The organism is Pantoea sp. CFCC18177 (assembly GCF_059412425.1).
Window position 1 is genome coordinate 40,177 of record NZ_JBNBPL010000028.1, and the last position, 23,183, is coordinate 63,359.

General features: G+C 55.0%; 25 protein-coding genes. 16 read left to right on the plus strand and 9 right to left on the minus strand.

Features of this window, described 5'->3' with window-relative positions:
• Positions 1–91: 91 nt before the first annotated feature.
• Positions 92–1,375, plus strand: coding sequence for a cytosine deaminase (locus ACPUC8_RS22085; RefSeq protein ID WP_494927356.1), 1,284 nt, complete (start codon positions 92–94; stop codon positions 1,373–1,375).
• Between the two features lie 43 nt (positions 1,376–1,418).
• Here ACPUC8_RS22085 and tsgA read toward each other — a convergent pair whose 3' ends face one another.
• A complete protein-coding gene (gene tsgA, locus ACPUC8_RS22090; RefSeq protein WP_039332716.1) occupies positions 1,419–2,597 on the minus strand; it encodes an MFS transporter TsgA in 1,179 nt (392 codons plus the stop codon).
• Positions 2,598–2,858: 261 nt separating this feature from the next.
• Here tsgA and ppiA point away from each other — a divergent pair, with 261 nt between their 5' ends.
• The 5 genes from ppiA to argD all read left to right on the plus strand — a co-directional run bounded on the left by ppiA (position 2,859) and on the right by argD (position 6,202).
• Complete coding sequence (ppiA, locus tag ACPUC8_RS22095; protein WP_034819591.1) at positions 2,859–3,431, plus strand: peptidylprolyl isomerase A; 573 nt, start codon at positions 2,859–2,861, stop codon at positions 3,429–3,431.
• A 98-nt stretch (positions 3,432–3,529) separates the two neighbouring features.
• A complete protein-coding gene (locus tag ACPUC8_RS22100; RefSeq protein WP_071885711.1) occupies positions 3,530–3,694 on the plus strand; it encodes a YhfG family protein in 165 nt (54 codons plus the stop codon).
• Complete coding sequence (locus ACPUC8_RS22105) at positions 3,684–4,277, plus strand: putative adenosine monophosphate-protein transferase Fic (protein ID WP_283227963.1); 594 nt, start codon at positions 3,684–3,686, stop codon at positions 4,275–4,277. Before ACPUC8_RS22100 ends, ACPUC8_RS22105 begins: the two co-directional genes overlap by 11 nt.
• A gap of 41 nt (positions 4,278–4,318) precedes the next feature.
• Positions 4,319–4,894, plus strand: a complete 576-nt coding sequence (locus tag ACPUC8_RS22110) for an aminodeoxychorismate synthase component II (protein ID WP_494927357.1) — start codon at positions 4,319–4,321, stop codon at positions 4,892–4,894.
• A gap of 87 nt (positions 4,895–4,981) precedes the next feature.
• Complete coding sequence (gene argD / locus ACPUC8_RS22115; RefSeq protein WP_058969723.1) at positions 4,982–6,202, plus strand: bifunctional acetylornithine/succinyldiaminopimelate transaminase; 1,221 nt, start codon at positions 4,982–4,984, stop codon at positions 6,200–6,202.
• Here argD and ACPUC8_RS22120 read toward each other — a convergent pair whose 3' ends face one another.
• Both ACPUC8_RS22120 and crp read right to left on the minus strand, forming a co-directional pair.
• Positions 6,203–8,278 carry a YccS/YhfK family putative transporter gene (locus tag ACPUC8_RS22120; protein WP_494927358.1) on the minus strand — a complete coding sequence of 692 codons (2,076 nt, stop codon included), beginning with the start codon at positions 8,276–8,278 and terminating at the stop codon, positions 6,203–6,205. It abuts the gene before it with no gap.
• Positions 8,279–8,336: 58 nt separating this feature from the next.
• A complete protein-coding gene (gene crp, locus ACPUC8_RS22125; RefSeq protein ID WP_039332728.1) occupies positions 8,337–8,969 on the minus strand; it encodes a cAMP-activated global transcriptional regulator CRP in 633 nt (210 codons plus the stop codon).
• A gap of 288 nt (positions 8,970–9,257) precedes the next feature.
• Between crp and ACPUC8_RS22130 the strand changes: the two genes are divergently transcribed.
• Positions 9,258–9,662: an OsmC family protein gene (locus ACPUC8_RS22130; protein WP_021507440.1), complete on the plus strand. Its 405-nt coding sequence runs from the start codon at positions 9,258–9,260 to the stop codon at positions 9,660–9,662.
• Between the two features lie 73 nt (positions 9,663–9,735).
• Here ACPUC8_RS22130 and ACPUC8_RS22135 read toward each other — a convergent pair whose 3' ends face one another.
• From ACPUC8_RS22135 to ACPUC8_RS22145, 3 genes are all read right to left on the minus strand, one after another.
• A complete protein-coding gene (locus ACPUC8_RS22135) occupies positions 9,736–10,605 on the minus strand; it encodes a phosphoribulokinase (RefSeq protein WP_494927359.1) in 870 nt (289 codons plus the stop codon).
• Positions 10,606–10,666: 61 nt separating this feature from the next.
• Entirely contained in the window at positions 10,667–10,885 is a 219-nt protein-coding gene (locus tag ACPUC8_RS22140; RefSeq protein WP_039332733.1) for a YheU family protein, read from the minus strand.
• Between the two features lie 2 nt (positions 10,886–10,887).
• Entirely contained in the window at positions 10,888–11,904 is a 1,017-nt protein-coding gene (locus ACPUC8_RS22145; protein WP_494927360.1) for a hydrolase, read from the minus strand.
• Between the two features lie 60 nt (positions 11,905–11,964).
• Between ACPUC8_RS22145 and ACPUC8_RS22150 the strand changes: the two genes are divergently transcribed.
• The gene (locus ACPUC8_RS22150) at positions 11,965–12,567 is read left to right on the plus strand and encodes a LysE family translocator (RefSeq protein WP_039332737.1); all 603 of its coding nucleotides are present in this window, start codon (positions 11,965–11,967) and stop codon (positions 12,565–12,567) included.
• 1 nt (position 12,568) lies between these two features.
• Here the strand turns inward: ACPUC8_RS22150 and ACPUC8_RS22155 are convergent, their stop codons facing one another.
• Positions 12,569–13,549: a LacI family DNA-binding transcriptional regulator gene (locus tag ACPUC8_RS22155; RefSeq protein ID WP_494927361.1), complete on the minus strand. Its 981-nt coding sequence runs from the start codon at positions 13,547–13,549 to the stop codon at positions 12,569–12,571.
• Positions 13,550–13,781: 232 nt separating this feature from the next.
• Here ACPUC8_RS22155 and tauA point away from each other — a divergent pair, with 232 nt between their 5' ends.
• The 4 genes from tauA to tauD are packed head-to-tail and all read left to right on the plus strand — an operon-like array spanning position 13,782 to position 17,200.
• The gene (tauA, locus tag ACPUC8_RS22160) at positions 13,782–14,762 is read left to right on the plus strand and encodes a taurine ABC transporter substrate-binding protein (RefSeq protein ID WP_039332741.1); all 981 of its coding nucleotides are present in this window, start codon (positions 13,782–13,784) and stop codon (positions 14,760–14,762) included.
• A 10-nt stretch (positions 14,763–14,772) separates the two neighbouring features.
• On the plus strand, positions 14,773–15,540 hold the full coding sequence (tauB, locus tag ACPUC8_RS22165; RefSeq protein ID WP_058969716.1) for a taurine ABC transporter ATP-binding subunit: 768 nt from the start codon (positions 14,773–14,775) through the stop codon (positions 15,538–15,540).
• Positions 15,537–16,364 (plus strand): taurine ABC transporter permease TauC, encoded by an 828-nt coding sequence (gene tauC / locus ACPUC8_RS22170; protein WP_058969714.1) that lies wholly within the window; start codon positions 15,537–15,539, stop codon positions 16,362–16,364. Before tauB ends, tauC begins: the two co-directional genes overlap by 4 nt.
• Positions 16,361–17,200, plus strand: coding sequence for a taurine dioxygenase (gene tauD, locus ACPUC8_RS22175; RefSeq protein WP_058969712.1), 840 nt, complete (start codon positions 16,361–16,363; stop codon positions 17,198–17,200). The genes tauC and tauD overlap by 4 nt, the downstream gene beginning before the upstream one ends.
• 104 nt (positions 17,201–17,304) lie before the next feature.
• Here tauD and ACPUC8_RS22180 read toward each other — a convergent pair whose 3' ends face one another.
• Positions 17,305–19,209, minus strand: a complete 1,905-nt coding sequence (locus ACPUC8_RS22180) for an ABC transporter ATP-binding protein (protein ID WP_058969710.1) — start codon at positions 19,207–19,209, stop codon at positions 17,305–17,307.
• Positions 19,210–19,324: 115 nt separating this feature from the next.
• On the opposite strand from ACPUC8_RS22180, the gene kefG reads away from it, so the two are divergent.
• The 4 genes from kefG (at position 19,325) to slyD (ending at position 22,660) form a co-directional block, all read left to right on the plus strand.
• Complete coding sequence (gene kefG, locus ACPUC8_RS22185) at positions 19,325–19,876, plus strand: glutathione-regulated potassium-efflux system ancillary protein KefG (RefSeq protein ID WP_058969708.1); 552 nt, start codon at positions 19,325–19,327, stop codon at positions 19,874–19,876.
• Entirely contained in the window at positions 19,876–21,678 is a 1,803-nt protein-coding gene (gene kefB, locus ACPUC8_RS22190) for a glutathione-regulated potassium-efflux system protein KefB (RefSeq protein ID WP_494927362.1), read from the plus strand. The genes kefG and kefB overlap by 1 nt, the downstream gene beginning before the upstream one ends.
• Positions 21,679–21,724: 46 nt before the next feature.
• A complete protein-coding gene (locus ACPUC8_RS22195; protein ID WP_039336336.1) occupies positions 21,725–21,919 on the plus strand; it encodes a YheV family putative zinc ribbon protein in 195 nt (64 codons plus the stop codon).
• A gap of 192 nt (positions 21,920–22,111) precedes the next feature.
• Positions 22,112–22,660: a peptidylprolyl isomerase gene (slyD, locus tag ACPUC8_RS22200; protein ID WP_039336337.1), complete on the plus strand. Its 549-nt coding sequence runs from the start codon at positions 22,112–22,114 to the stop codon at positions 22,658–22,660.
• A gap of 72 nt (positions 22,661–22,732) precedes the next feature.
• Here the strand turns inward: slyD and ACPUC8_RS22205 are convergent, their stop codons facing one another.
• Positions 22,733–22,951 carry a SlyX family protein gene (locus ACPUC8_RS22205; protein ID WP_039336354.1) on the minus strand — a complete coding sequence of 73 codons (219 nt, stop codon included), beginning with the start codon at positions 22,949–22,951 and terminating at the stop codon, positions 22,733–22,735.
• Positions 22,952–23,183: the final 232 nt, after the last annotated feature.

Here is a 23,183-nt window from a genome sequence, read left to right on the forward strand (position 1 = left end):
ATTGTGCAATGCGGGCAACCCAAAAATCGATGACGCTGGTGAATGGCTATTCGTGCTAGCTTAACCTGTTGCTTTAAAACAGGAGAGAGGCATGGCGAACCGGTCACTGAAGTGGATCAACAACCTGCGCTTAGCGGGCCAGCAAGGCCTGTGGCAGATGGAAATCAACGGCGGGAAAATTGCGGCGATTCGCCCCCAACCACCGCAGGTGCAGGGGCAGGGCGATGCGCTGGATGCCGAAGCCGGGCTGGCAAGTGCACCTTTTATTGAGCCGCATATTCACCTCGACACCACACAAACCGCCGGTCAGCCTGCGTGGAACCAATCCGGCACGCTGTTTGAGGGCATTGAGCGTTGGGCAGAGCGCAAAGCGCTGCTCAGCCATGAAGATGTCAAACAGCGCGCGCAGCAGACGCTGAAGTGGCAAATTGCCAACGGTATTCAGCATGTGCGCACTCACGTTGATGTCTCCGATCCCACACTTACCGCGTTGAAAGCCATGCTGGAAGTGAAAGCCGAGATGGCACCGTGGATCGACATCCAAATTGTGGCTTTCCCTCAAGAGGGGATCCTCTCCTATCCCAACGGCGAAGCGCTGCTGGAAGAGGCGCTGCGCCTCGGTGCGGATGTGGTCGGTGCTATTCCGCATTTCGAATTCACCCGTGAGTATGGCGTGGAGTCACTGCACAAAGCCTTTGCCCTCGCCAATCGCTATGACCGAATGGTGGATGTGCACTGCGATGAGATCGATGATGAGCAATCGCGCTTTGTCGAAACGGTGGCGGCACTGGCGCACCGTGACGGCAATGGCGAGCGGGTGACCGCCAGCCACACCACGGCGATGCATTCCTATAACAATGCCTACACTTCACGTCTGTTCCGGCTGCTGAAGCTGTCAAAAATCCACTTCGTGGCGAATCCGCTGGTGAATATCCATCTGCAGGGGCGTTTTGACAGTTATCCGAAACGACGGGGCATCACGCGCGTGAAAGAGCTGCTCGACGCCGATATCAACGTCTGCTTTGGCCATGATGATGTGTTTGATCCCTGGTATCCGCTGGGCACCGCCAGCATGTTACAGGTGCTGCACATGGGGTTGCATGTCTGTCAGCTGATGGGATATGAGCAGATCGATAATGGCCTGAAACTGATTACTGAGAACAGCGCCAAGGCGATGCAACTGGAGCACTACGGTCTTGCTGTAGGAGATGATGCCAGCCTGATTATCCTGCCTGCGGAGGGTGGATTTGATGCGGTACGCAGGCAAGTGCCGGTGCGTTATTCGATACGTCAGGGAAGAGTGGTGGCCGCAACGCAGCCTGCCAGGAGTGAGATTTACCTGGGCGCAGCGGAAGCGGTTACGTTTAAACGGTAGTGAGACCGACGTGGGCGGCCTGAAGGCCGCCCACTCAAGCGCGTTAGTGCGTCACATGGCCGTGCTGGCGATGTTTGGTCACAAAGCCGAGCAGTACACACATCACAAATACCACGGCATACAGACCGTTAGCGGTAGAGAGTGCCGCATGTGCGCCACCGCTCGCCACAATCGGGCCGGTCACGACGAAGGTCAGCATGGTGCCGACGGTGCCGCATGTCAGGATAAAGTTCACTAGCTTCGGTGAAGAGACTTTGGTTTGCAGCGATCCCAGCGTAATGATGGTGGTGTAGATAGCGCTGGAGCTGAAGCCCAGAATCATGATGATCCAGTGCAGCATGCTGGCATCATTTGTGGTGACGAACCAGTACATCAAGCCCGTTGCCAGGGCGGCCAGAACCATCAGAATACGTTGCAGATCGAAGAAGCGCAGCAGGAAGCTGAACACCCACATACCCACCATGTAGGCGGTCCAGAAGTTACCTACCAGCTGACCAGCCGCGGCGATATCCATGCCCATCGACTTGGTAGCGTACTCCGGTACCCAAGAGATAAAGCCCAGCTGACCAAGGATGTAGCAGAGTGCGGCAATCGACAGGAACAGCACGCCAATGCCCCATTTCTCTTTCTCGCCGCCTTGCACCGCAGCTTCGCTTTTCAGCTCAGGGAATTCCACCATCAGCGTGAGGACGAAGATCGCCAGGTAAATCACGCCAATGCAGGCATACACCCAGTACCACGGCAGCGCACGCGCCAGCAGTACACCCGCGATGATCGGGAAAATAGTGCCGGCCATGCTAAAGAAAGAGTCGGTAAACAGCAGACGTGAACCGCGCTGGCGGCCATCATACAGATGCGTAATCAGGAAGGTGCCGATCGACATCGTAATGCCGCTCACCACGCCAAGCACAAACATGCACAGCGAGAAGATGGTCAGATCGTGGCTGGTCATCAAGCCCGCGACGGCAAGGATCATCAGCACAAAGCCAAAGATCAGCTGGCGTTTCAGCGGCACAATCACCATCAACCAGGCGTTCAGGAATACCGCGACCAAAATACCGGCATTCAGGAAGGTAAAGGTGTTGCTCATTTCTGAAATCGGCAACTGGAAGTACTGGGCAATATTATCCAGCACCATGCCGGTAACAATAACCAGCGCGCCGGTGAGCGCGTAAGAGAAAAAGCTGATCCAGGTAAGGCCAATGCGATTACGGTTTGTCATGTTCTGAACCTGTGAAGCGCCGGGATGGGCAAAAAGTGTCATGAATTGTAAATGGAACTGTGATCTTAATAAACAACGAGTGAAACAAGCGCGAAATATTTCATTAATAGTGTGATTTTCGTCACGCAAATGATTGCGTGAGCGCAAAAGTATGACAATCGCAACATCAGCGTAAATATCGGTAAAACGCTGGCTCTTGTATAACTTGCTCTTTACAATCAATCTCGTTTTGAGCTTGCACTCCATGGTAAGGAATCATTCATGTTTAAACGTACTTTGACAGCGGCGGTTGCCCTGTTAGCGCTCTCTTCTGTATCCGCTACTGCTCTTGCAGCAAAAGGGGATACGCATGTGCTGCTCACCACTTCTGCGGGCAATATCGAACTCGAACTGAACAACCAGAAAGCCCCGGTTTCGGTGAAGAACTTTGTCGACTACGTCAACAACGGTTTCTACAACAACACCATTTTCCATCGCGTGATCCCTGGCTTTATGATCCAGGGCGGCGGCTTCACAACGGACATGCAGCAGAAGCAGACCGTTGCACCGATCAAGAACGAAGCCGATAACGGTTTGCGTAACCTGCGTGGCACCATTTCGATGGCGCGTACTGCAGATAAAGATAGCGCGACCAGCCAGTTCTTCCTGAACGTTGCGGATAACGCCTTCCTCGATCACGGTCAACGTGATTTCGGTTATGCGGTATTTGGTAAAGTTGTGAAAGGCCAGGATGTGATCGATAAGATTGCGCAGGTGCCAACTAAAGATGTCGGCCCATACCAAAATGTGCCGTCAAAACCGATTGTTATCCTCTCTGCCAAAGTCCTGCCTTAATCGTCTGACGCGCCATTCTGCAGTGGCGCGCTCTGCCGTGCTCCGGCAAAGCTAAAATTTGCTCTTATACTTAGGGCAAATCGCTTGCCGGAGGCCCTATGACCAGCAAACTCACTGAAAAACAGAAAACCACACTGTGGCAGCAGCGCCGTGCGGCCAGTTATCAGGCCAGTTGCCGCCTGGCCGGTTATGCGCCTATCGAAATCCCCACTGAGCAGCAGGAAGATCGACTGGAATCATTGAGGAGGCAATATGGCGGATAACAGTCTGGCGGTGCGCGATCCCTATCTTTGGCATAACGACAGGGTGCTAAAAAATCGTCTCGATATTCATGATGAAGCGCAACTGCGTAAAGCGGAATTGGCTTTTAGCGCGGCACGTCTGGCTACGCTGGAGTTAGGACCGCGCAGCAGAGGGATGCCGTGGCTGTGCCATATTCACCGCACCCTGTTTCAGGACCTCTACAGTTGGGCCGGTGAAGTGCGCAGCATAGATATCTGGCGCGACGAAACGCCATATTGCCACTGTGAATATATTGAGAAAGAGGGCAATGGGCTGATGGCGGCGCTGGAGGATGAGCAACAGCTGGTCAACCTGCCGCAGACGGAGTTTGTGGCACGTCTGGCGCACTATTACTGCGAGATATTTGTGCTGCATCCGTTCCGCGCGGGAAATGGGCGGACACAGCGTATTTTCTTTGAACAGCTGGCGCTGCATGCCGGTTATCTGCTGACGTGGGATAAACTGGAGCGAGACGCCTGGCGCAGCGCGATCTTTGCCGGTGTGGCGGGCGATCTGGCACCGTTGACGGCGCAGTTTGCGAAAGTGGTGAGCCCCGCTCGTTAAAATGCGTAGAATAGCGGCGGTTTTTCTGGCCTGAGGGCACTATGCTGCTGCTAATTGATAACTACGACTCCTTCACCTGGAATCTCTACCAGTACTTCTGTGAGCTGGGCGCGGATGTGCGCGTAGTGCGTAATGACGCCATTACCGTGGCGGAAATCGAGGCGCTGCCGCTGACGCATCTGGTGATTTCTCCTGGTCCCTGTACCCCGGATCAATCCGGTGTCTCGCTGGAGGCTATTCGTCACTTTGCTGGACGCCTGCCGATACTTGGCGTGTGCCTTGGCCATCAGGCGATTGCGCAGGCATATGGTGCGCAGGTGGTTCGCGCGCGCCAGGTGATGCATGGGAAAACTTCCGTGATCCAGCACACCCAGCAAGGCGTGTTTCGCAACCTTAATAATCCTCTCACCGTGACGCGCTACCATTCACTGATTGTGGCGCGCGATACGCTGCCCGCAGAATTCGACGTCACCGCCTGGAGCCTGCGCAACGGCGAGCCGGATGAGATCATGGGCTTCCGCCATCGCACCTTGCCGCTGGAAGGGGTGCAGTTCCATCCTGAGAGCATCCTCAGCGAGCAGGGTCATCAGCTCTTGGCTAATTTTCTGAACGCGTAACTTATGTTTGCCTTCGTGTGATTTTTTATGCATATTTTGTGATTATAATTTCACTTCAGCTCAACAAATAACCCAATGAGGTCGGCAATGGCAGCGGAAAAACTAGCGGTAACCCGGGAAACGTTCGATAACGTGATTTTGCCTGTTTATGCACCTGCGCAGTTTGTGCCGGTTAAAGGTAAGGGCAGCCGAGTCTGGGATCAGCAGGGCAAAGAGTATATCGACTTCTCCGGCGGCATCGCGGTAACTGCTTTAGGCCATTGCCATCCGGCGCTGGTGGAAACGCTGAAATCGCAGGGCGAAACCTTGTGGCACACCAGCAACGTATTCACCAACGAACCGGCACTGCGTCTGGCCAGCAAACTGATTGCCGCGACATTCGCCGATCGTGTGTTCTTTGGTAACTCAGGCGCGGAAGCCAACGAAGCGGCTTTCAAACTGGCGCGTTATTACGCCTGCAAGAAACACAGCCCGTTCAAAAGCAAAATCATCGCCTTCCACAACGCGTTCCATGGCCGTACCCTGTTTACCGTCACTGTAGGCGGTCAGCCGAAATACTCTGACGGTTTTGGTCCGAAGCCTGCCGATATCGTGCATGTGCCGTTTAACGATCTGGATGCTGTCAAAGCAGTGATTGATGACCACACCTGCGCCATTGTCGTCGAGCCGATTCAGGGCGAGGGCGGTGTGGTGGCGGCGACCGCAGAATTCATGCAGGGCCTGCGCGCGCTGTGTGATGAGCATAAAGCGCTGTTGGTGTTGGATGAAGTGCAAAGCGGCATGGGGCGTAGCGGCAAGCTGTTTGCTTACGAGCATTACGGCATCAAACCCGACATCATCACCAGTGCAAAAGCGCTGGGCGGCGGTTTCCCGGTGAGTGCGATGTTGACCACCAACGAAATTGCCTCTGTGATGGCGCCAGGTGTGCACGGCACCACTTACGGCGGTAACCCGCTGGCCTGTGCGATTGCCGAAACCGCGCTGGATATTATCAATACACCAGAAGTGCTGAATGGCGTGGAAGCGCGTCGCCAGCAGTTCGTGGAAGGTCTGCAGGCCATCAACAGTCAATTTGAACTGTTCAGTGAGATTCGCGGCAAAGGTTTACTGATTGGTGCGGCGTTGAAACCGCAGTACGCCAGCAAAGCACGCGACATCCTCAATGCATCAGCCGCAGAAGGATTGATGGTGCTGACGGCGGGCACCGACGTGATTCGTTTTGTGCCTTCGCTGGTGATCGAGCCAACCGATATCGCAGAAGGCATGGCGCGTTTCGCCAAAGCCATTGAGAAGGTGCTGGCGGCGTAATTAACTTTTTGGCCGTAATACTTTGAGCCAGCGACCATGATGCGGTCGCTGGCTCCATGCCAGTGAAGAGATAGTGTGCATCACGTTCAGGTGTTGCAGGATGCGCTTCACATGCTGTTCCACAATCGTCACCGGCCCCTCATTCAGATTCTCCGGCGCTTCCAGAATGTTGCTGTCATTGCCTGGTCCATCGTATGCCAGCCGCTGCTGACAGCGTTGCAGCGCAATTTCACAGGATTGCAGATAACGCTCCGCCAGTTTCGGCGTCAGCATGGTGTGCTCACGTGCCAGAATCGTCATGGCGTTGAGATGCTCGACGATAAACTGACTGTGTGTTACCCACATGCGCATATCTTTCAGGTACTGCGCGTTGAAGCCCGGTTCGCTTGATGCCTGGTTAAGCGAGTTGAACAGCGCATTGTGCGCTTGGTTGACCTTCATGCGTTGGTACGCCAGCTTTTCCGGCGATTGTTCCGGCCCCAGCAGCATTCGCAACGCTTCCTGATAGGCTTCCAGCGCATCATGGGCGTTACTGCGTAGCAATCCGCTCTGCCACTGCGGCCACAGCCAGATCATGCCTGCAAACGCAATCAGACAGCCCATCAGCGTATCCATCATGCGCGGCAATAAGAACTGTGCGCCATTGAGCGACAGCAACTGTAAGGAATACACGGCGGTAACGGTGAAGCCAATCATCGACCAGCCATAATATTTGCGCGTCACCAGATAGCTGGCGAGGGTGATGGCCAGCATAAACAGTAAGGTGACCGATTCGGGTACGGCCAGTCGCAGTGAGGCCGCCGCAATCAGCAAGCCGGCAAAGGTGCCGAGCGCACGGTGCTGAATGCGCACCCGCGTGGCGCTGTAGCCATTCTGACTGACAAACATGATGGTCATCAGAATCCAGTAGGGCTTAGGAATGTTGAAGAACAGCGCGACTGCGCTGCCGAACATTAGCATCACCGAGATGCGTGCGGCGGTGCGTAAAGCGGCAGATTTCAATGACAGATAGCTGCGCAACGCGGGGAAGAACGGCAGACGGCGCTGACGATCCGCCATCAGGTCACGCGTGTACAACGGCTTCTGCGTGCGTAAGACGCGTGCGATACGGCTGAAGTGGTAGTAACAGAAGTTGCCGACCGGATTATCTGGGTGCTGGCGCGCGATTTTTTCCAGCGCCCCGAGTGGCTTCTCCATATGGAAGCGCTCCGGCAACTGATGATAGAGAATCGCATCGGCGAGGATGCGCAGGCGCGCGGAGATGGTTTTCGCATTCCAACGGATCACCGCCTCAGCGTGGCTCTGCTCGACCAGCTTTTGCACCTCTTCCGGCTGATGCAGGCTCACCGAAATGTGTTCCTGTAAATCCAACGCCACCTGAAACGCTCGCGTCAGACGCTTATGGCTGTTATCGCGGTTGGCCGAGAGCATATGCATCTGCTGATAACAGGTGGTGATCAGATCGACGGCTTTTTGCTGGCGTGCCAGTAGCGGCGGTAACGCTTTTTCAGGATCGGTGAGTTGCGTCAGCAGCGTGTATTTCGCATCACAGTAATCTGCCAGTTCGCGATACAGCAGGCTCAGGGTTTCACGCATCGGCTGCTCTTTCCACAGCCAGAACCAAAACCAGTTAAACAGGCCGTACCAGAACGTACCGCCGATATACAGCAGCGGCGGCACCCAAACCGGCATCCTTCCAACCAGGCTAAGGCTAAAGATGGCGGCAATCAGGGTGGCTGGCAGCAAGCGGCCATGTAACGGGCTAATTTCACCGGTGACACCAATCAGCAGCGGCAGCACAAACAGTATGAGCGGCAGCGGAATCTGATAATCCGTGAGCAACTGGATCGAAAAACTGCCGATGGCAAACAGCGAACCGCCGACAATCAGACGTTTGAAAAAGCGTTTATGCGGGGTATCCAGACCGGCCATGTTGCAGCAGGCAGGCACTAATGAGAACAACAGGCCTTTTTGCAGATCGCCAAACAGCCAGCCAAGTGCCACAGGCAGGCACAGCACCAGCGTTTGCCGCAGGGCGTAGTTGACCTCAGGATGATAGATGATTCGGCGCCACATCAGCTCATCGCAAACAAAAACGGCGCGATGTTGCCATCACGCCGTGGGTGATAAGAAATTAGCGGGTGCCGTAAACGACGATGGTTTTACCGTGTGCGGAGATCAGGTTCTGATCTTCCAGCATTTTCAGGATGCGCCCCACGGTTTCGCGTGAGCAACCCACGATCTGACCAATCTCCTGACGGGTGATTTTAATCTGCATCCCGTCTGGGTGAGTCATCGCATCTGGCTGTTTGGCCAGATTAAGCAGTGTTTGCGCGATACGGCCCGTCACATCGAGGAAGGCAAGGTTGCCCACTTTCTCGGAGGTGATTTGCAGACGACGCGCCATTTGCGACGAGAGTCGCATCAAAATATCCGGGTTTACCTGAATCAGCTGACGGAATTTTTTGTAGGAAATTTCAGCCACTTCGCAGGCAGTTTTGGCACGTACCCAGGCACTACGTTCCTGACCTTCTTCAAACAGGCCGAGTTCGCCGATGAAATCTCCCTGATTGAGGTAGGAGAGGATCATCTCTTTGCCTTCTTCATCTTTGATCAGAACCGCAACGGAACCTTTCACGATGTAGTACAGCGTTTCCGCTTTCTCACCCTGATGGATGAGCGTGCTCTTTGACGGATATTTGTGAATATGGCAATGGGACAGGAACCATTCGAGTGTAGGGTCTGTTTGCGGTTTGCCGAGAACCATTCGCTATTATCCTCTATTGTAATCGTGCCCAAAGCACAGGGGGCAGTTTTCCCTGTCAGGCGGTGTAATCGTCGAGCGTTTTATTTCCGGGTGATTCTTAAGCTACGCTTTTGATTCTTCCCGCCTTCGTCTGTTACGACGAAAATATTTTCAGCACTGTTTGTAGCACAGCTTTTGCAAGCTGTCTTCTGTTGTCTCGCTTCAGCAACAGGCGGAAGAGTCTGGATTGCTGTTTATCAACTGAAAGCGTACTCTGGCGGCAAAATAGCCACTTCAGGAGAAAGAATAATGCAGGCACGAGTGAAATGGGTGGAGGGGTTAACCTTTCTCGGAGAATCCTCATCTGGCCATCAGGTATTAATGGACGGTAATTCAGGGGATAAAGCGCCGAGTCCAATGGAGATGGTTCTGATGGCGGCGGGCGGCTGTAGCGCGATTGACGTGGTGTCTATCCTGCAAAAGGGCCGTAATGATGTGGCCGATTGCGAGGTGAAGCTCACGTCTGAACGCCGTGAAGAAGCGCCACGTATTTTTACCCACATCAACCTGCATTTTATTGTCAGCGGCAAAGCGTTGAGTGATAAAGCCGTGGCCCGCGCGGTTGATCTCTCCGCTGAGAAGTATTGTTCGGTGGCGATCATGCTGGGTAAAGGTGTGGAAATCACCCACAGCTATGAAGTGGTAGAGTTGTAATCCTACTGTCGCGGCGCGATTTATCGCGCGGTGTGATGCACGCCTTACATCGTGCCGCTACAGAAATTCTGGATTATTCAATCCGTTTACCTTCGATCAGCCGTTGCACCAGCGGTGTCATGATCAATTCCATCGCCAGCCCCATTTTGCCCCCCGGCACCACCAGCGTATTCATGTGTGAAATGAACGAGCCCTGAATCATTGCCAGCAGGTAAGGGTAGGCAATCCCCTCCAGACCACGGAAATGGATCACCACAAAACTTTCGTCGAGTGAAGGGATCTCACGTGCGGCAAACGGGTTGGAGGTATCCACGGTCGGCACGCGCTGGAAGTTGATGTGGGTGCGAGAGAACTGCGGCGTGATGTAGTTGATATAGTCCTCCATCGAACGCACCACCGAATCCATCACCGCTTCACGAGAATGCCCACGTTCGCTGGTATCGCGCACCAGCTTTTGAATCCACTCCAGGTTCACAATCGGCACCACACCCACCAGCAGATCCACATGCTCTGCCACGTTATGCGGTTGCGTCACCACACCGCCGTGTAACCCTTCATAGAACAGCACATCGGTGTTGTCCGGCAGCGGCTGCCATGGCGTAAAGGTGCCCGGCACCTGATTCCACGGCACCGCTTCATCATAGGTGTGCAAATACTTGCGCGATTCGCCCTGACCGGTTTTTCCGTAGTGCTTGAACGTCTGCTCTAATAAACCAAAGTCATTGGCTTCGGGGCCAAAGTAGCTAATGTGACGACCCAGATCGCGCGCCTTACGGATCGCCATGTCCATCTCTGGACGGGTGTAGCGATGGAAGCTGTCACCTTCCACTTCCGCAGCGTGCAGATCAAACTGCTGGAATATTTTACGGAAGGCGAGGCTGGTGGTGGTGGTACCGGCTCCGCTGGAACCGGTAACGGCAATGATTGGATGCCTGGCTGACATAACAGAACTCCCTGTGAGGTCCGGCGATGAGCATTGTTACCACGAATTGCCGCGCGGTGCATTAACCGCGAAAATCTCGCGCTGGCATGATATTCACTGATTCATGCAGTTCAGACCACACCAGCACGACTTCTCCGCGTTCCAGTTGGCGGCGCACATCGGCCACCTTCTGCGCCAGGCTGCGCTCCTGCTCGCCGTAATCGGTGCCTTCACGTAACACGAAGGTTTCAATCAGGTTTTCCAGCGTTGTCACTTCAAGTTCTTGCCAGGGAATAATCACGATCACACATCCAGATAGGTTGAAAGCCAGTCAGGCACACGCTGTTCCAGCCACATTTTCGGCTTCAGCAAGGTGCCGCCGACAAAACCAACATGACCGCCTTGTTGCGTCAGCTGATATTCAATGGAGGGTGACAGCTGTTCTGGTTGCGGTATCACTGCATCGGTCATAAACGGGTCGTCTTTGGCGTGAATGACCAGCAACGGCTTGCGTACGCCGCTGAGCAGCGGCATGGCGCTGGCACGTCGATAATAGTCATTGGCATCCAGAAAACCGTGCGCGCGTGCGGTAATCGCATCATCGAACTCACGAATGCGGCGAAAGGCGCGCAGCTGGCTCAGTTCCACCGGCAGCGTGCCGGGCCAGGCCAGCAGTTTACGCGTGGCATTCTGTTTCAGCTTAGTGAGCAAATAGTGCTGATAGAAGCGCGAGAAGCCGGCATCCAGCTTTTCGCTACAGGGTTCAAGGGCAAAGGGGGCCGAAATCGCAACGGCGGCATCAACCAGAGCATCGTTGCCCTGCATGCCCAGCAAATAGGCCAGCATATTACCACCGAGTGAAACGCCCACCGCAGCAGTCGGAACCGTACCCCATTCGCGCTGGAGCCAGTGCAGGAAAAAGGTGGCGTCTTCAGTCTCACCTGAGTGGTAAATGCGCTGCAGGCGATTGGGTTCCCCACTGCAACCCCGGAAGTGCATCACCACTGCCAGCCAACCGCGAGCCTGGCAGGCCTGCATCAGGCCGTGGGCGTAGGGGCTATGGAAGCTGCCTTCCAGGCCATGGAACATCACCATGCGCGGTTTGTGGCGCGCCTGTGCGGGATCCTCGCTCCACGCGAGATCGACAAAATCGCCGTCCGGCAGGTCAAGGCGCTGCCAGTGCGGACGTAACGAGACGCGCCGCCGCAGAATGCGCGGCAGCAGTGTTTGTAGATGCGCGTTACTGAATCCGCGCAGCGGTGTAAAGCGCTCGCCGTCGGGGCGATCAAAATAGCTTGGGTAAAGGCTTGTCTGATGCATAAGTCGCTGATAGCTTCGATGGGTTGTCCGCTTTACTGGGTGAGGAGCACCCGAATATACATGGAACTGAGTCTTTTTTTATCAATGTTGGGCTTTCTTTGGGTCGCTGCCATCACGCCAGGCCCCAATAATATGTTACTTACCGCCTCAGGTGCTAATTTTGGCTTCCTGCGCACCATTCCGTTGCTCATTGGTATCATGATTGGTATGCAAGTCATGTTGCTGATGGTGGCATTTGGTATCGGTGGTCTCATCCTGCTTTATCCTTCTCTGCATCTGGTGCTGAAGATTGCCGGTAGCCTCTACTTACTGTGGCTGGCGTGGAAAATCGCGACTGCTGAGTACGAAAAGCTGGAGACGGAAGACGCCAGCGTGAAGCAGATGCCATTCTGGCAGGGCGGATTGCTGCAACTGATCAACCCTAAAGCCTGGTTGATGGCATTGGGTGCGGTCGCCAGCTTCAGCCTCGCAGGCGATGCTTACCTGCATTCGGTGATAGCCATCAGCATCGGCATGGCACTGGTCAATGTGGTATCCGGTGTAATCTGGATGGGGTTTGGTTCGATGATTGGCCGCCTGCTGCGCAGCCCGCGCGCGTGGAAAATCTTCAACCTCGCCATGGGAGTATTGACGGCCGCCTGCGTGCTGTTGATTTGGCGTTGAGTCAGCTGGAGGCGCGTTCCACGCGCTTCCAGGGTAGCACCTCGCGCACTACCTCACTTTGCGGCTGGCGGATGCGGTTCAGTAACAGCTGAACACTGCGCGCCCCCAGCCGGTTCATCGGTTGTTCAATGGTCGTCAGCGGTGGGTTGAGGCTGCTGGTAAACGGAATACCATCAAATCCCACCACCGCCAGATCTTCCGGCACGCGCAATCCGGCCTCCAGCGCGGCATGGATCACACCGACGGCCAGCACATCCGACACCGCAAACACCGCGTCTGGCCGTTCCGGGTGCAACAACAACTCCCGCAGCGCAGCGCTTCCCGACTCGCACGAAATGTTTTCAGCATAGGCCACGCCGCCCCAGCTCAGTTCTAACTGCTCCAGCGCCTCACGGTAGCCACTCTCTCGCTGATGGGAATAGAGGTAGCGCATATCGCAATTCACCAACGCAATGCGGCGACGGCCTTTACTGGCCAGGTAACGCACGGTTTCAAAGGCGGCTTCATTATTATCGATGGTGACGCTGGAGGCCGGGATCGACGGATCGTATTCTGCGCACTGCACCCAGGGCGCATCACCAATCATACCTTTCAGCTCCTGTAGGCAGGCGGCAGCGTCCATGGTGATCACGCCATCCACCACTTTACCACTCAGCAACGCCAGGTAAGCGGCTTCCCGGGGTAACTGCGAGGCCGAATTGCACAACAGGATGTGATAACCCTGTGCCTCGGCTTCAGCTTCAATGCCTTGCACCACGCGTGAACAGAAGGGATTGGTGATGTCTGAAATTAACACCAGTAACATATGGCTTTGCGCGGTACGCAGCTGACGCGCCAGCAGATTGGGTTGGTAATCGCAGTGCTCAATGGCCGCCAGCACCTTTTCACGCGTGTCCGGTCGCACACCGGGATGATGATTTAACACCCGTGATACCGTGGCTTTTGATACGCCAGCGAGATGCGCAACTTTCTCAATCGACATGGATTCAGTACCGGCAACAGGGTTGTAAAATCAGGAGCCTATCAATAACACAGTCAGGATGTGAGCGCGTGACATATTTCTGTCTTTACGACTTCTTTGCAATTGCGTATTCCGCATAGCCTTGCCCGATGTTGATCTAAGAACAGATTTTCATTAGGGATAATTTTTAATTCCTTTATGAAATTACCCGCGCTGGAGAAACTGCCGTCACGACATAACATTGGGGTGAACGATGATGGCAGTGAAAAAAACAATAACAGCAGTGGCAGCAGCATTCGCCCTGATGGCCTTTCAGGCGCAAGCGGTTAACGTGACGGTGGCGTATCAAACTTCGGCAGAGCCGGCCAAAGTGGCGCAAGCCGATAACACCTTTGCCAAAGAGAGTGGCGCAACCGTTGACTGGCGTAAATTTGATAGCGGTGCCAGCGTGCTGCGCGCATTGGCCTCGGGCGATGTGCAGATCGGCAATATCGGTTCGAGTCCGCTGGCCGTGGCAGCCACGCAACAGCTGCCGATTGAAGCCTTTCTGTTGGCCTCTCAGCTCGGCAATTCCGAAGCGCTGGTGGTCAAGAAATCCATCACCCAACCTAAAGATCTGATTGGCAAACGCATTGCGGTGCCTTTCATCTCCACAACGCATTACAGCCTGCTGTCTGCGCTCAAACATTGGGGCATCAAGCCTTCACAAGTGCAGTTAGTGAACCTGCAACCGCCCGCCATTATTGCCGCGTGGAAACGTGGTGACATCGATGGCGCGTATGTCTGGTCTCCGGCGGTGAATGAGCTGGAAAAAGACGGCACGGTGTTGACTGACTCTTCTCAGGTGGGCAAATGGGGCTCACCGACGCTGGATGTCTGGGTAGTGCGCAAAGATTTCGCGCAACAGCATCCTGAGATCGTCACCGCCTTCGCCCGCAGCGCGATTGATGCACAACAGGCGTATATCGCTAATCCCGATCAGTGGCTCAAACAGCCGGACAACCTGAGCAAGCTGTCGCGTTTAAGCGGCGTGCCGGAGAGCGATGTGCCGGTGCTGGTGAAAGGCAACACTTATCTGACTGCGCAACAACAGCTTGAACAGCTGGGTAAACCCGTGAACAAGGCGATTGTCGACACCGCGCACTTCCTGAAAGAGCAGGGCAAAGTGCCGGATGCCGCCAGCGACTACAGCAGCTACGTCACCACGCGCTTTGTTGCCCCCTTAGCGAAATAACGGAGGTCTTATGCTCAGCATCACCAACCTGAATGCGCGTTACGCCGGACAACCCGCGCTGCAAGATATCAATCTGCAGCTCGACCAACGCGACCTGCTGGTGGTGCTGGGGCCTTCTGGTTGCGGCAAAACCACACTGCTCAATCTGATTGCCGGTTTTCTGCCGCTGGAGTCGGGCAGCATTACGCTGGATGGCAAAGCGGTGAACGGGCCTGGTGCCGAGCGCGGTGTGGTATTCCAGAACGAGGGATTGCTGCCGTGGCGTAACGTCATCGATAACGTGGCCTTTGGTTTACAACTGGCGGGAATGGCGAAAGCCGAGCGCCACGCTATCGCCCGACGTTTGATCCGCAAAGTGGGACTGGAAGGGGCAGAAAAGCGTTTTATCTGGCAGCTCTCTGGGGGTCAACGTCAGCGCGTGGGTATTGCCCGTGCGCTGGCGGCTGACCCTCAGCTGCTGCTGTTAGATGAGCCGTTTGGTGCGCTGGATGCTTTTACCCGCGAACAGATGCAAACACTGCTTCTGACGCTGTGGCGGGATACCGGTAAACAGATTTTGCTGATAACCCACGATATAGAGGAAGCGGTGTTTCTCGCCAGCGAACTGGTGCTGCTGTCACCGGGGCCGGGGCGCGTGGTTGAGCGTATCAAACTCGACTTTGGCCAACGGTTTGCCGCGGGTGAGCCGTGCCGCAGCATTAAGTCCGATCCGGCTTTCATCGAACGTCGTGAGTATGTATTGAATCAGGTCTTTTCCCAGCGGGAGGCGTTTGTATGAGTGCGGTGATTGATGAGAAAACCCAGACGCGGCGCCGCTCGCTGCGCTGGCCGTTTTCACCCCAGTTTTCTCTCAGCTTGCTGAGCGTAGCTTTGATGCTGCTGGTGTGGTGGGCGGTGACCGCCCTCGGTTTAGTCGCGCCTTTATTCCTGCCGCCACCCCAGCAGGTGTTGCAAAAGTTACTGCTGATCGCCAGTCCGCAAGGCTTTATGGATGCGACGCTGTGGCAGCACTTAGGTGCCAGCCTCACGCGCATGCTGGTGGCGTTGTTCTTTGCCGCACTGATCGGTATTCCGGTGGGCATTGCGATGGGATTGAGTCCGGCGATTCGTGGGCTGCTGGACCCGTTGATAGAACTCTATCGCCCGGTGCCGCCGCTGGCTTATTTACCGCTGATGGTGATTTGGTTTGGCATCGGTGAAACCTCGAAAATTTTACTGATCTATCTGGCAATCTTCGCACCGGTGACGCTCTCGACGCTGGCAGGCGTGAAAAATGCCCAGCAGGTGCGGATTCGTGCGGCTCAGGCATTAGGCGCGTCGCGCTGGCAGCTGTTGCGTTACGTGATTTTGCCGGGGGCGCTGCCGGAAATTCTGACCGGTTTGCGGATTGGCTTGGGCGTGGGATGGTCAACGCTGGTGGCCGCCGAACTGATTGCCGCCACGCGCGGACTCGGATTTATGGTGCAGTCGGCGGGCGAGTTTCTCGCCACCGATGTGGTGCTGGCCGGTATCGCGGTGATTGCGCTGATTGCCTTTAGTTTAGAGCTGGGTCTGCGCGCGTTGCAGCGCCGTCTGACACCCTGGAATGGAGAACAACAATGAATGAACGTGTGACTTTTACCGCGCTGGGCCCGCATATCGGCGCACAGGTCGACGATCTCGATCTCAGCCGCCCGTTAAGCGACGCGCAGTTTGAGCAGCTTTATCACGGCCTGCTACGCCATCAAGTGTTGTTTCTGCGTAATCAGGTGATCACACCCGCACAGCAGCGTGCGCTGGCGGTGCGCTTCGGCGATCTGCATATCCACCCGGTTTATCCGCATGCGGAAGGGGTGGAAGAGATTATCGTGCTGGACACCCATCAGGACAATCCACCGGATAATGATAACTGGCACACCGATGTGACCTTTATCGACACGCCCCCAGCGATTGCGATTCTCGCCTCGAAGCTGTTGCCGGAGAGTGGCGGCGATACCTTGTGGTCCACCGGGATTGCAGCTTATGAAGCGCTGTCTGAACCCTTTAAGCAGCTGCTGAGTGGCTTGCAGGCCGAGCATGATTTTAAAAAATCATTCCAGGAGTATAAGTACCGCAAGACCGAGGAGGAGCATCAGCGCTGGCAGCAAGCCGTCGCGAAAAATCCACCGGTGCAGCATCCGGTAATCCGAACCCATCCGGTGAGCGGACGCAAAGCGCTGTTTGTGAATGAAGGTTTTACCACGCGCTTGCTGGGATTGAGTGAGAAAGAGAGTGATGCACTGTTGGGCTTTCTGTTCGCACATACCGCCAAACCCGAGTTCCAGGTGCGCTGGCGCTGGCAGGAGAATGATGTGGCAATCTGGGATAACCGCGTGACGCAGCATTACGCCAATGCGGATTATTATCCGGCACGAAGGGTGATGCATCGGGCAACGGTGTTGGGGGACAAACCGTTTTAAAACGTCCGTAGCGTGTTGCGATTGCGTTGCCGCGGCGCGGCATCATGCCGCACCTGGCGCCTTATCTCGCTACGCTACGATCGTTTTCAGCATACTGTGATCCTTTAACTTGCCAGCATCTGCTCCAACTGCTCTTGCGCATCGAGCCATGCCATTTCAACGTCTTCCAGCGCGGATTTACTTTCGGCCTGACGTTGCAACGCGGTGTTGAGATCGGCTTTACGGCTCTGATCATAAATCGCACTGTCGGAGAGTAAGGCTTCGGCTTCGCTCAACTGGCTTTGCCATTTCGCCATCAGCTTCTCAAGTTTCTCGATCTCTTTACGCAACGGCTGAGTCTGCGAACGCAGTTCGGCATCGCGGCGTTTCTGATCTTTGCGTGACTGGGCGCTGTTGGCGTTATCCTGCTTTGGTGCGGCATCCTGTTGCGCTTGTTGCTTCTGCAAGTCGCTCAACCACTGCTGATAGTCATCGAGATCGCCTTCGAAGACATCGACTTTACGGTCATGCACCAGATAGAGGTCATCGGTGGTCGAACGCAACAGATGGCGGTCATGCGAAACCACAACCAGCGCGCCTTCGAAGTCAATCAGCGCTTCGGTCAGTGCCTGGCGCATGTCGAGATCAAGGTGGTTGGTCGGTTCATCAAGCAGCAGCAGGTTAGGGCGCTGCCACACGATCAACGCCAGCACCAGTCGCGCTTTTTCACCACCGGAGAAGCGTTCGGTGATCTCGCTGACTTTGTCACCCTGGAAGCCGAAACCGCCCAGATAGTCGCGCAGCTGCTGTTCCAGCGTTTGTGGCGCAATGCGCGCCAGATGCTGTAAAGGGGACTCGTCGGCGCGCAAATACTCAAGTTGATGCTGCGCGAAGTAACCGAGTTTGATGCCTTTGGCCAATCCGACTTTGCCATCCAGCGCTTCAATTTCACCCGCCAGCAGTTTAATCAGCGTCGATTTACCGGCACCGTTACGGCCCAGCAAGCCAATGCGTGAACCGGGCACCAGGTTGAGTTTGATGGCATCAAGGATGATGCGCTCACCGTAACCCGCCGTCACTTTCTCCATTTTTAACAACGGATTTGGCAGGCTTTCTGGCGCACGGAAGCTAAAACTGAAGGGATTATCGACGTGTGCCGGGGCAATCAACTCCATGCGCTCCAGCATTTTGATACGGCTCTGCGCTTGCTTGGCCTTGGTGGCCTGCGCGCGGAAGCGATCGATGTACTTTTGCAGGTGTTGTACTTTTTCCTGCTGACTCTGGAACAACGCCTGTTGCTGTGCCAGTTTGGCTACGCGCTGGCGTTCGAACGAGCTGTAGTTGCCGGTATATTCGAACATCGTCTGCTGCTCGATATGGATAATCTTATCCACCACCGGATCAAGAAAATCTCGGTCGTGCGAGATCAGGATCAGCGTGCCTTCGTAGCTTTTTAACCAACGCTCAAGCCAGATCACCGCATCGAGATCGAGGTGGTTGGTGGGTTCATCAAGCAGCAGCAGATCGGAGCGGCATACCAACGCCTGCGCCAGGTTAAGGCGCATACGCCAGCCACCGGAGAAATCACTCACCGGCCGCATCAACTGTTCCTGACTAAAGCCCAATCCGTGCAGCAGGCTGGAAGCGCGTGCGTGTATGCTCCATGCCTGAATCGCATCGAGCTTGCCGTGTACCAGAGCGATGGCATTACCATCATCTTTGGCATTGGCTTCCGCTAATTCGGATTCAAGCTGACGATATTCGCGGTCGCCATCAATAACATATTCCAGCGCGGCTTTACTTAACGCGGGGGTTTCCTGATTTACCCATGCCAGTGCCCAGCTATTGGGAAAGGTGAAGTGACCTGCATCGCTGCTGAGTTCACCTTTAAGCAACGACAGCAGCGTAGATTTGCCACAGCCGTTTTTGCCCACCAGACCGACTTTTTGGCCGGGATTAATGGTGGCTGTTGCGTTATCCAGCAGCACATTGGTGCCGCGGCGGATTTGTAATGAGGAAAATACAATCATAAGCGCCGTATCGTCAGAATATGTTAATTTATCGGCAACATAATTCGAGAATGTTTAGTTGCGTCGAGCATGGTAGCGGAATTCCTCTGCTGTGACGACGCTTTGGAGGGGAACGATGTCGCAGCCACCCAAAATTTTGCTGCTTTACGCCCATCCGGAATCACAGGATTCGATTGCTAATCGGGTTTTGCTGCAGTCGGCTATGGAACTGGACCACGTCACGGTGCACGATTTATATGCCCACTATCCGGACTTTTTTATTGATATTCACCACGAGCAGCAACTGTTACGTGAGCATCAGATCGTGGTGTTTCAGCATCCACTTTATACCTACAGCTGCCCAGCACTGCTTAAAGAGTGGCTGGACCGCGTCTTGTCACGCGGCTTTGCCAGCGGTACAGACGGCAATGCATTAGAAGGTAAGTATTGGCGCAGCGTGGTAACCACCGGGGAGCCGGAAACGGCTTATCATGCGCATGGGTTAAATCGCTATCCCATGAGCGATATCATGCGTCCGTTTGAGCTGACGGCCCAGATGTGCCGTATGCACTGGATGACGCCGATGGTGATCTACTGGGCACGCCGCCAGACGTCAGATGTGATGCGTAATTATGCGCAGGCATACCGCGACTGGCTCGCTGCGCCATTGCCACAGGGAGTCATGTAATGGAAGGGCAAACCTTACTGACTGCCGGGGTGATCTATCTGGTTGCCGCGGTGCTGATCGTGCCGATTGCGGCGCGCCTCGGTATTGGCGCGGTGCTGGGCTATTTGCTGGCGGGCATCGCCATCGGCCCTTGGGGCTTAGGTTTTATCAGCGACGTCGATGAAATTCTGCATTTCTCTGAACTCGGCGTGGTGTTCCTGATGTTCATCATCGGCCTTGAGCTGAATCCTGCGAAGCTCTGGGCGTTGCGCCGCTCGATCTTTGGCGTGGGGGCGGCGCAGGTGCTGGTTTCTGCCGCCATTCTTGGGGGGCTGCTGTGGCTCACGAACTTTAGCTGGCAAGCAGCGGTGATTGGCGGGATTGGTCTGGCCATGTCTTCAACCGCCATGGCGCTGCAGTTGATGCGAGATAAAGGCATGAACCGCAGTGAAGCGGGTCAGCTTGGCTTCTCGGTGCTGCTCTTTCAGGATTTAGCGGTCATCCCCGCTTTGGCGTTGGTCCCGCTGCTGGCAGGGGGGGACAGTGGCCATGTCGACTGGCTGAAAGTGGGGATGAAGGTGCTGGCGTTTGCCGGCATGCTGGTGGGCGGCCGCTATTTGCTGCGTCCTATCTTCCGCTTTATTGCGGCTTCGGGGGTGCGTGAAGTGTTCACCGCAGCCTCGTTGTTGCTGGTGCTCGGCTCTGCGCTGTTTATGGATGCGCTGGGGCTGTCGATGGCGCTGGGTACCTTTATTGCCGGTATCCTGCTGGCAGAAAGTGAATATCGCCATGAGCTGGAAGTGGCGATTGAACCCTTTAAAGGGTTACTGCTGGGGCTGTTTTTTATCTCCGTTGGTATGGCGCTGAATCTTGGCGTGCTCTATACCCACATCCTCGAAATCATTCTTGGCGTGGTGATTCTGGTGGCGGTGAAAACGCTGGTGCTCTATGTGCTGGCGCGTATTTACGGGCTGCGCAGTTCTGAACGCCAGCAGTTTGCTGGCGTGTTGAGCCAGGGCGGTGAGTTTGCGTTCGTGCTGTTCTCGGCGGCTTCCTCCGCCAAATTGTTCAGCGGCGATCAACTGCCGCTGCTGCTGGTGACAGTGACGCTGTCGATGATGACCACCCCTCTGCTGATGCAGGGCGTGGATAAATTGCTCGCGCGCCGTTTCAATGAGCCAGATGATGACAGTGAAAAGCCGTTTGTCGAAGACGATCAGCCGCAGGTGATTGTGGTGGGCTTTGGGCGTTTCGGTCAGGTGGTGGGCCGCCTGCTGATGGCCAACAACAAACGTATCACCGTACTGGAACGTGATATCTCTGCAGTCAGCCTGATGCGCAAATATGGCTACAAGGTTTACTATGGCGATGCGACCGAGCTGGAGCTGTTACGCGCTGCCGGCGCAGAAAATGCGCAATCGATCGTGATTACTTGCAATGATCCGGAAGATTCGATGACCATCGTGCATCTTTGCCAGCAGCATTTCCCGCAGTTGGAAATTCTGGCGCGAGCACGTGGTCGTGTTGAAGCGCATGAGTTGTTGCAGGCGGGTGTGAAGCTGTTCTCACGCGAAACCTTCTCGAGTGCGTTGGAGCTGGGCCGCAAAGCGCTGATCTCATTGGGTATGCATCCGCACCAGGCGCAACGTGCTCAGCAGCACTTCCGTCGGCTGGATATGCGTATGCTGCGTGAACTGGTGCCAAGCCACGATGACAGTGCCCAGGTTTCACGTGTGAAAGAAGCGCGCCGTGAGCTGGAGGATATCTTCCAGCGGGAAATGCAGCACGAAAAACGCCAGTTTGACGGCTGGGATGACGAGTAGAACTACACTTAACGTATCCGTTCACTAATGACGGGCAGGAAAGAGTATGCGTAAACGATTTATTGCCGGTGCAGTTTGTCCGCAATGCCAGGAAAAAGACACCCTGGCGCTGTGGCGTGAAAACAATGTCGATGTGGTGGAGTGCGTCAAGTGCGGCCACCAAATGCGCGAAGCGGATAAGCAGGTTCGCGAGCAGGTGCGCAGCAACGAACAAGTGATCGGCATTTTTCATCCTGAGTAGCGGAATGGCGCAGCTTTTTTTAAGCTTAAACTTACAGCGGGATTGAATTCCGTTACAATCGGCGCCATTAACGCTGAGCAGTATGCAGCAACACATTTGTTGGCATCCTCAGTCTTGAACCTTTCTGGTTGGTTATTGCACGCAAATAGACCAATGAGACGGGATCTCAGTTCTCAACGGTTAGGAGATATCATGAAAGTAGCAAAAGACCTGGTGGTGAGCCTGGCGTATCAGGTTCGTACCGAAGACGGTGTGTTGGTTGACGAGTCACCGGTGAGTGCACCGTTGGACTATCTGCACGGTCATGGTTCCCTGATTTCTGGTCTGGAAAAAGCGCTGGAAAATCATGATGTAGGCGATAAGTTTGATGTGCATATCCCAGCAAACGACGCTTACGGTCAGTATGATGACAATCTGGTTCAGCGTGTACCAAAAGACGTGTTCATGGGCGTGGATGAACTGCAGGTTGGCATGCGCTTCCTGGCAGAAACCGATCAAGGCCCGGTTCCGGTTGAAATCACCGAAGTGGAAGACGAGCATGTTGTGGTTGATGGTAACCACATGCTGGCAGGTCAGAACCTGAACTTTAACGTGGAAGTGGTCGCGATCCGTGAAGCTACGGAAGAAGAAATCGCTCACGGTCACGTGCATGGCGCACACGGCCACGATCATGATCACGACCATGGTCACGATCACGGTCAAGGCGGCTGTGGTACTGGCGGTTGCGGCTGCAGCCACTAAGTTTTGCCTGAAAAGACAAGAGGCCACCGTTTGGTGGCCTTTTTTATGCCAGCCCCGAAGCCATTCTGGACATCAGTAGTGCGGCGGCGGCGTCTCTTCTGACTGCGAAGCCAGCAATGAAGGTGTCGCGGCTTTCACCTTATCGACCAGCAAACGCACCTGTTCACGCATCCTGCTCATCTCCAGTTCATGCTGGGTCACCGTGTGATTGAGCTGATCGATAGTGTCTTCCTGAAAAGCCAGCTTGCTCTCCAGTGCCTCAAGGCGTTGTTCCCACTCTTCCTGTTGCATCATCTCTTCTCCTCTTACGGTGCTGCGCCTGGCGCGTATCGGGCGTGATTCTACGGCCTTTAGCACCAGAATCACCCGATTTTTAAGCTTAATATCGGCAGAAGGTTGAAAACAGCGCGAATGCCTTCATCTCTGGTGAAACTTCCTGATGCAAAAAAGGTCGGATGTTAAGCGGGTAATTACGTTGTGGGAGTGTTCGCCGCTGCCACGTAAAGTTATAGTGTGGGCCACT

Coding starts and splice junctions, on each gene's coding strand:
- ACPUC8_RS22085 (WP_494927356.1), top strand. CDS start 92: ATGGCGAACCGGTCACTGAAGTGGATCAACAACCTGCGCTTAGCGGGC.
- tsgA (WP_039332716.1), bottom strand. CDS start 2,597: ATGACAAACCGTAATCGCATTGGCCTTACCTGGATCAGCTTTTTCTCT.
- ppiA (WP_034819591.1), top strand. CDS start 2,859: ATGTTTAAACGTACTTTGACAGCGGCGGTTGCCCTGTTAGCGCTCTCT.
- ACPUC8_RS22100 (WP_071885711.1), top strand. CDS start 3,530: ATGACCAGCAAACTCACTGAAAAACAGAAAACCACACTGTGGCAGCAG.
- ACPUC8_RS22105 (WP_283227963.1), top strand. CDS start 3,684: ATGGCGGATAACAGTCTGGCGGTGCGCGATCCCTATCTTTGGCATAAC.
- ACPUC8_RS22110 (WP_494927357.1), top strand. CDS start 4,319: ATGCTGCTGCTAATTGATAACTACGACTCCTTCACCTGGAATCTCTAC.
- argD (WP_058969723.1), top strand. CDS start 4,982: ATGGCAGCGGAAAAACTAGCGGTAACCCGGGAAACGTTCGATAACGTG.
- ACPUC8_RS22120 (WP_494927358.1), bottom strand. CDS start 8,278: ATGTGGCGCCGAATCATCTATCATCCTGAGGTCAACTACGCCCTGCGG.
- crp (WP_039332728.1), bottom strand. CDS start 8,969: ATGGTTCTCGGCAAACCGCAAACAGACCCTACACTCGAATGGTTCCTG.
- ACPUC8_RS22130 (WP_021507440.1), top strand. CDS start 9,258: ATGCAGGCACGAGTGAAATGGGTGGAGGGGTTAACCTTTCTCGGAGAA.
- ACPUC8_RS22135 (WP_494927359.1), bottom strand. CDS start 10,605: ATGTCAGCCAGGCATCCAATCATTGCCGTTACCGGTTCCAGCGGAGCC.
- ACPUC8_RS22145 (WP_494927360.1), bottom strand. CDS start 11,904: ATGCATCAGACAAGCCTTTACCCAAGCTATTTTGATCGCCCCGACGGC.
- ACPUC8_RS22150 (WP_039332737.1), top strand. CDS start 11,965: ATGGAACTGAGTCTTTTTTTATCAATGTTGGGCTTTCTTTGGGTCGCT.
- ACPUC8_RS22155 (WP_494927361.1), bottom strand. CDS start 13,549: ATGTCGATTGAGAAAGTTGCGCATCTCGCTGGCGTATCAAAAGCCACG.
- tauA (WP_039332741.1), top strand. CDS start 13,782: ATGATGGCAGTGAAAAAAACAATAACAGCAGTGGCAGCAGCATTCGCC.
- tauB (WP_058969716.1), top strand. CDS start 14,773: ATGCTCAGCATCACCAACCTGAATGCGCGTTACGCCGGACAACCCGCG.
- tauC (WP_058969714.1), top strand. CDS start 15,537: ATGAGTGCGGTGATTGATGAGAAAACCCAGACGCGGCGCCGCTCGCTG.
- tauD (WP_058969712.1), top strand. CDS start 16,361: ATGAATGAACGTGTGACTTTTACCGCGCTGGGCCCGCATATCGGCGCA.
- ACPUC8_RS22180 (WP_058969710.1), bottom strand. CDS start 19,209: ATGATTGTATTTTCCTCATTACAAATCCGCCGCGGCACCAATGTGCTG.
- kefG (WP_058969708.1), top strand. CDS start 19,325: ATGTCGCAGCCACCCAAAATTTTGCTGCTTTACGCCCATCCGGAATCA.
- kefB (WP_494927362.1), top strand. CDS start 19,876: ATGGAAGGGCAAACCTTACTGACTGCCGGGGTGATCTATCTGGTTGCC.
- ACPUC8_RS22195 (WP_039336336.1), top strand. CDS start 21,725: ATGCGTAAACGATTTATTGCCGGTGCAGTTTGTCCGCAATGCCAGGAA.
- slyD (WP_039336337.1), top strand. CDS start 22,112: ATGAAAGTAGCAAAAGACCTGGTGGTGAGCCTGGCGTATCAGGTTCGT.
- ACPUC8_RS22205 (WP_039336354.1), bottom strand. CDS start 22,951: ATGCAACAGGAAGAGTGGGAACAACGCCTTGAGGCACTGGAGAGCAAG.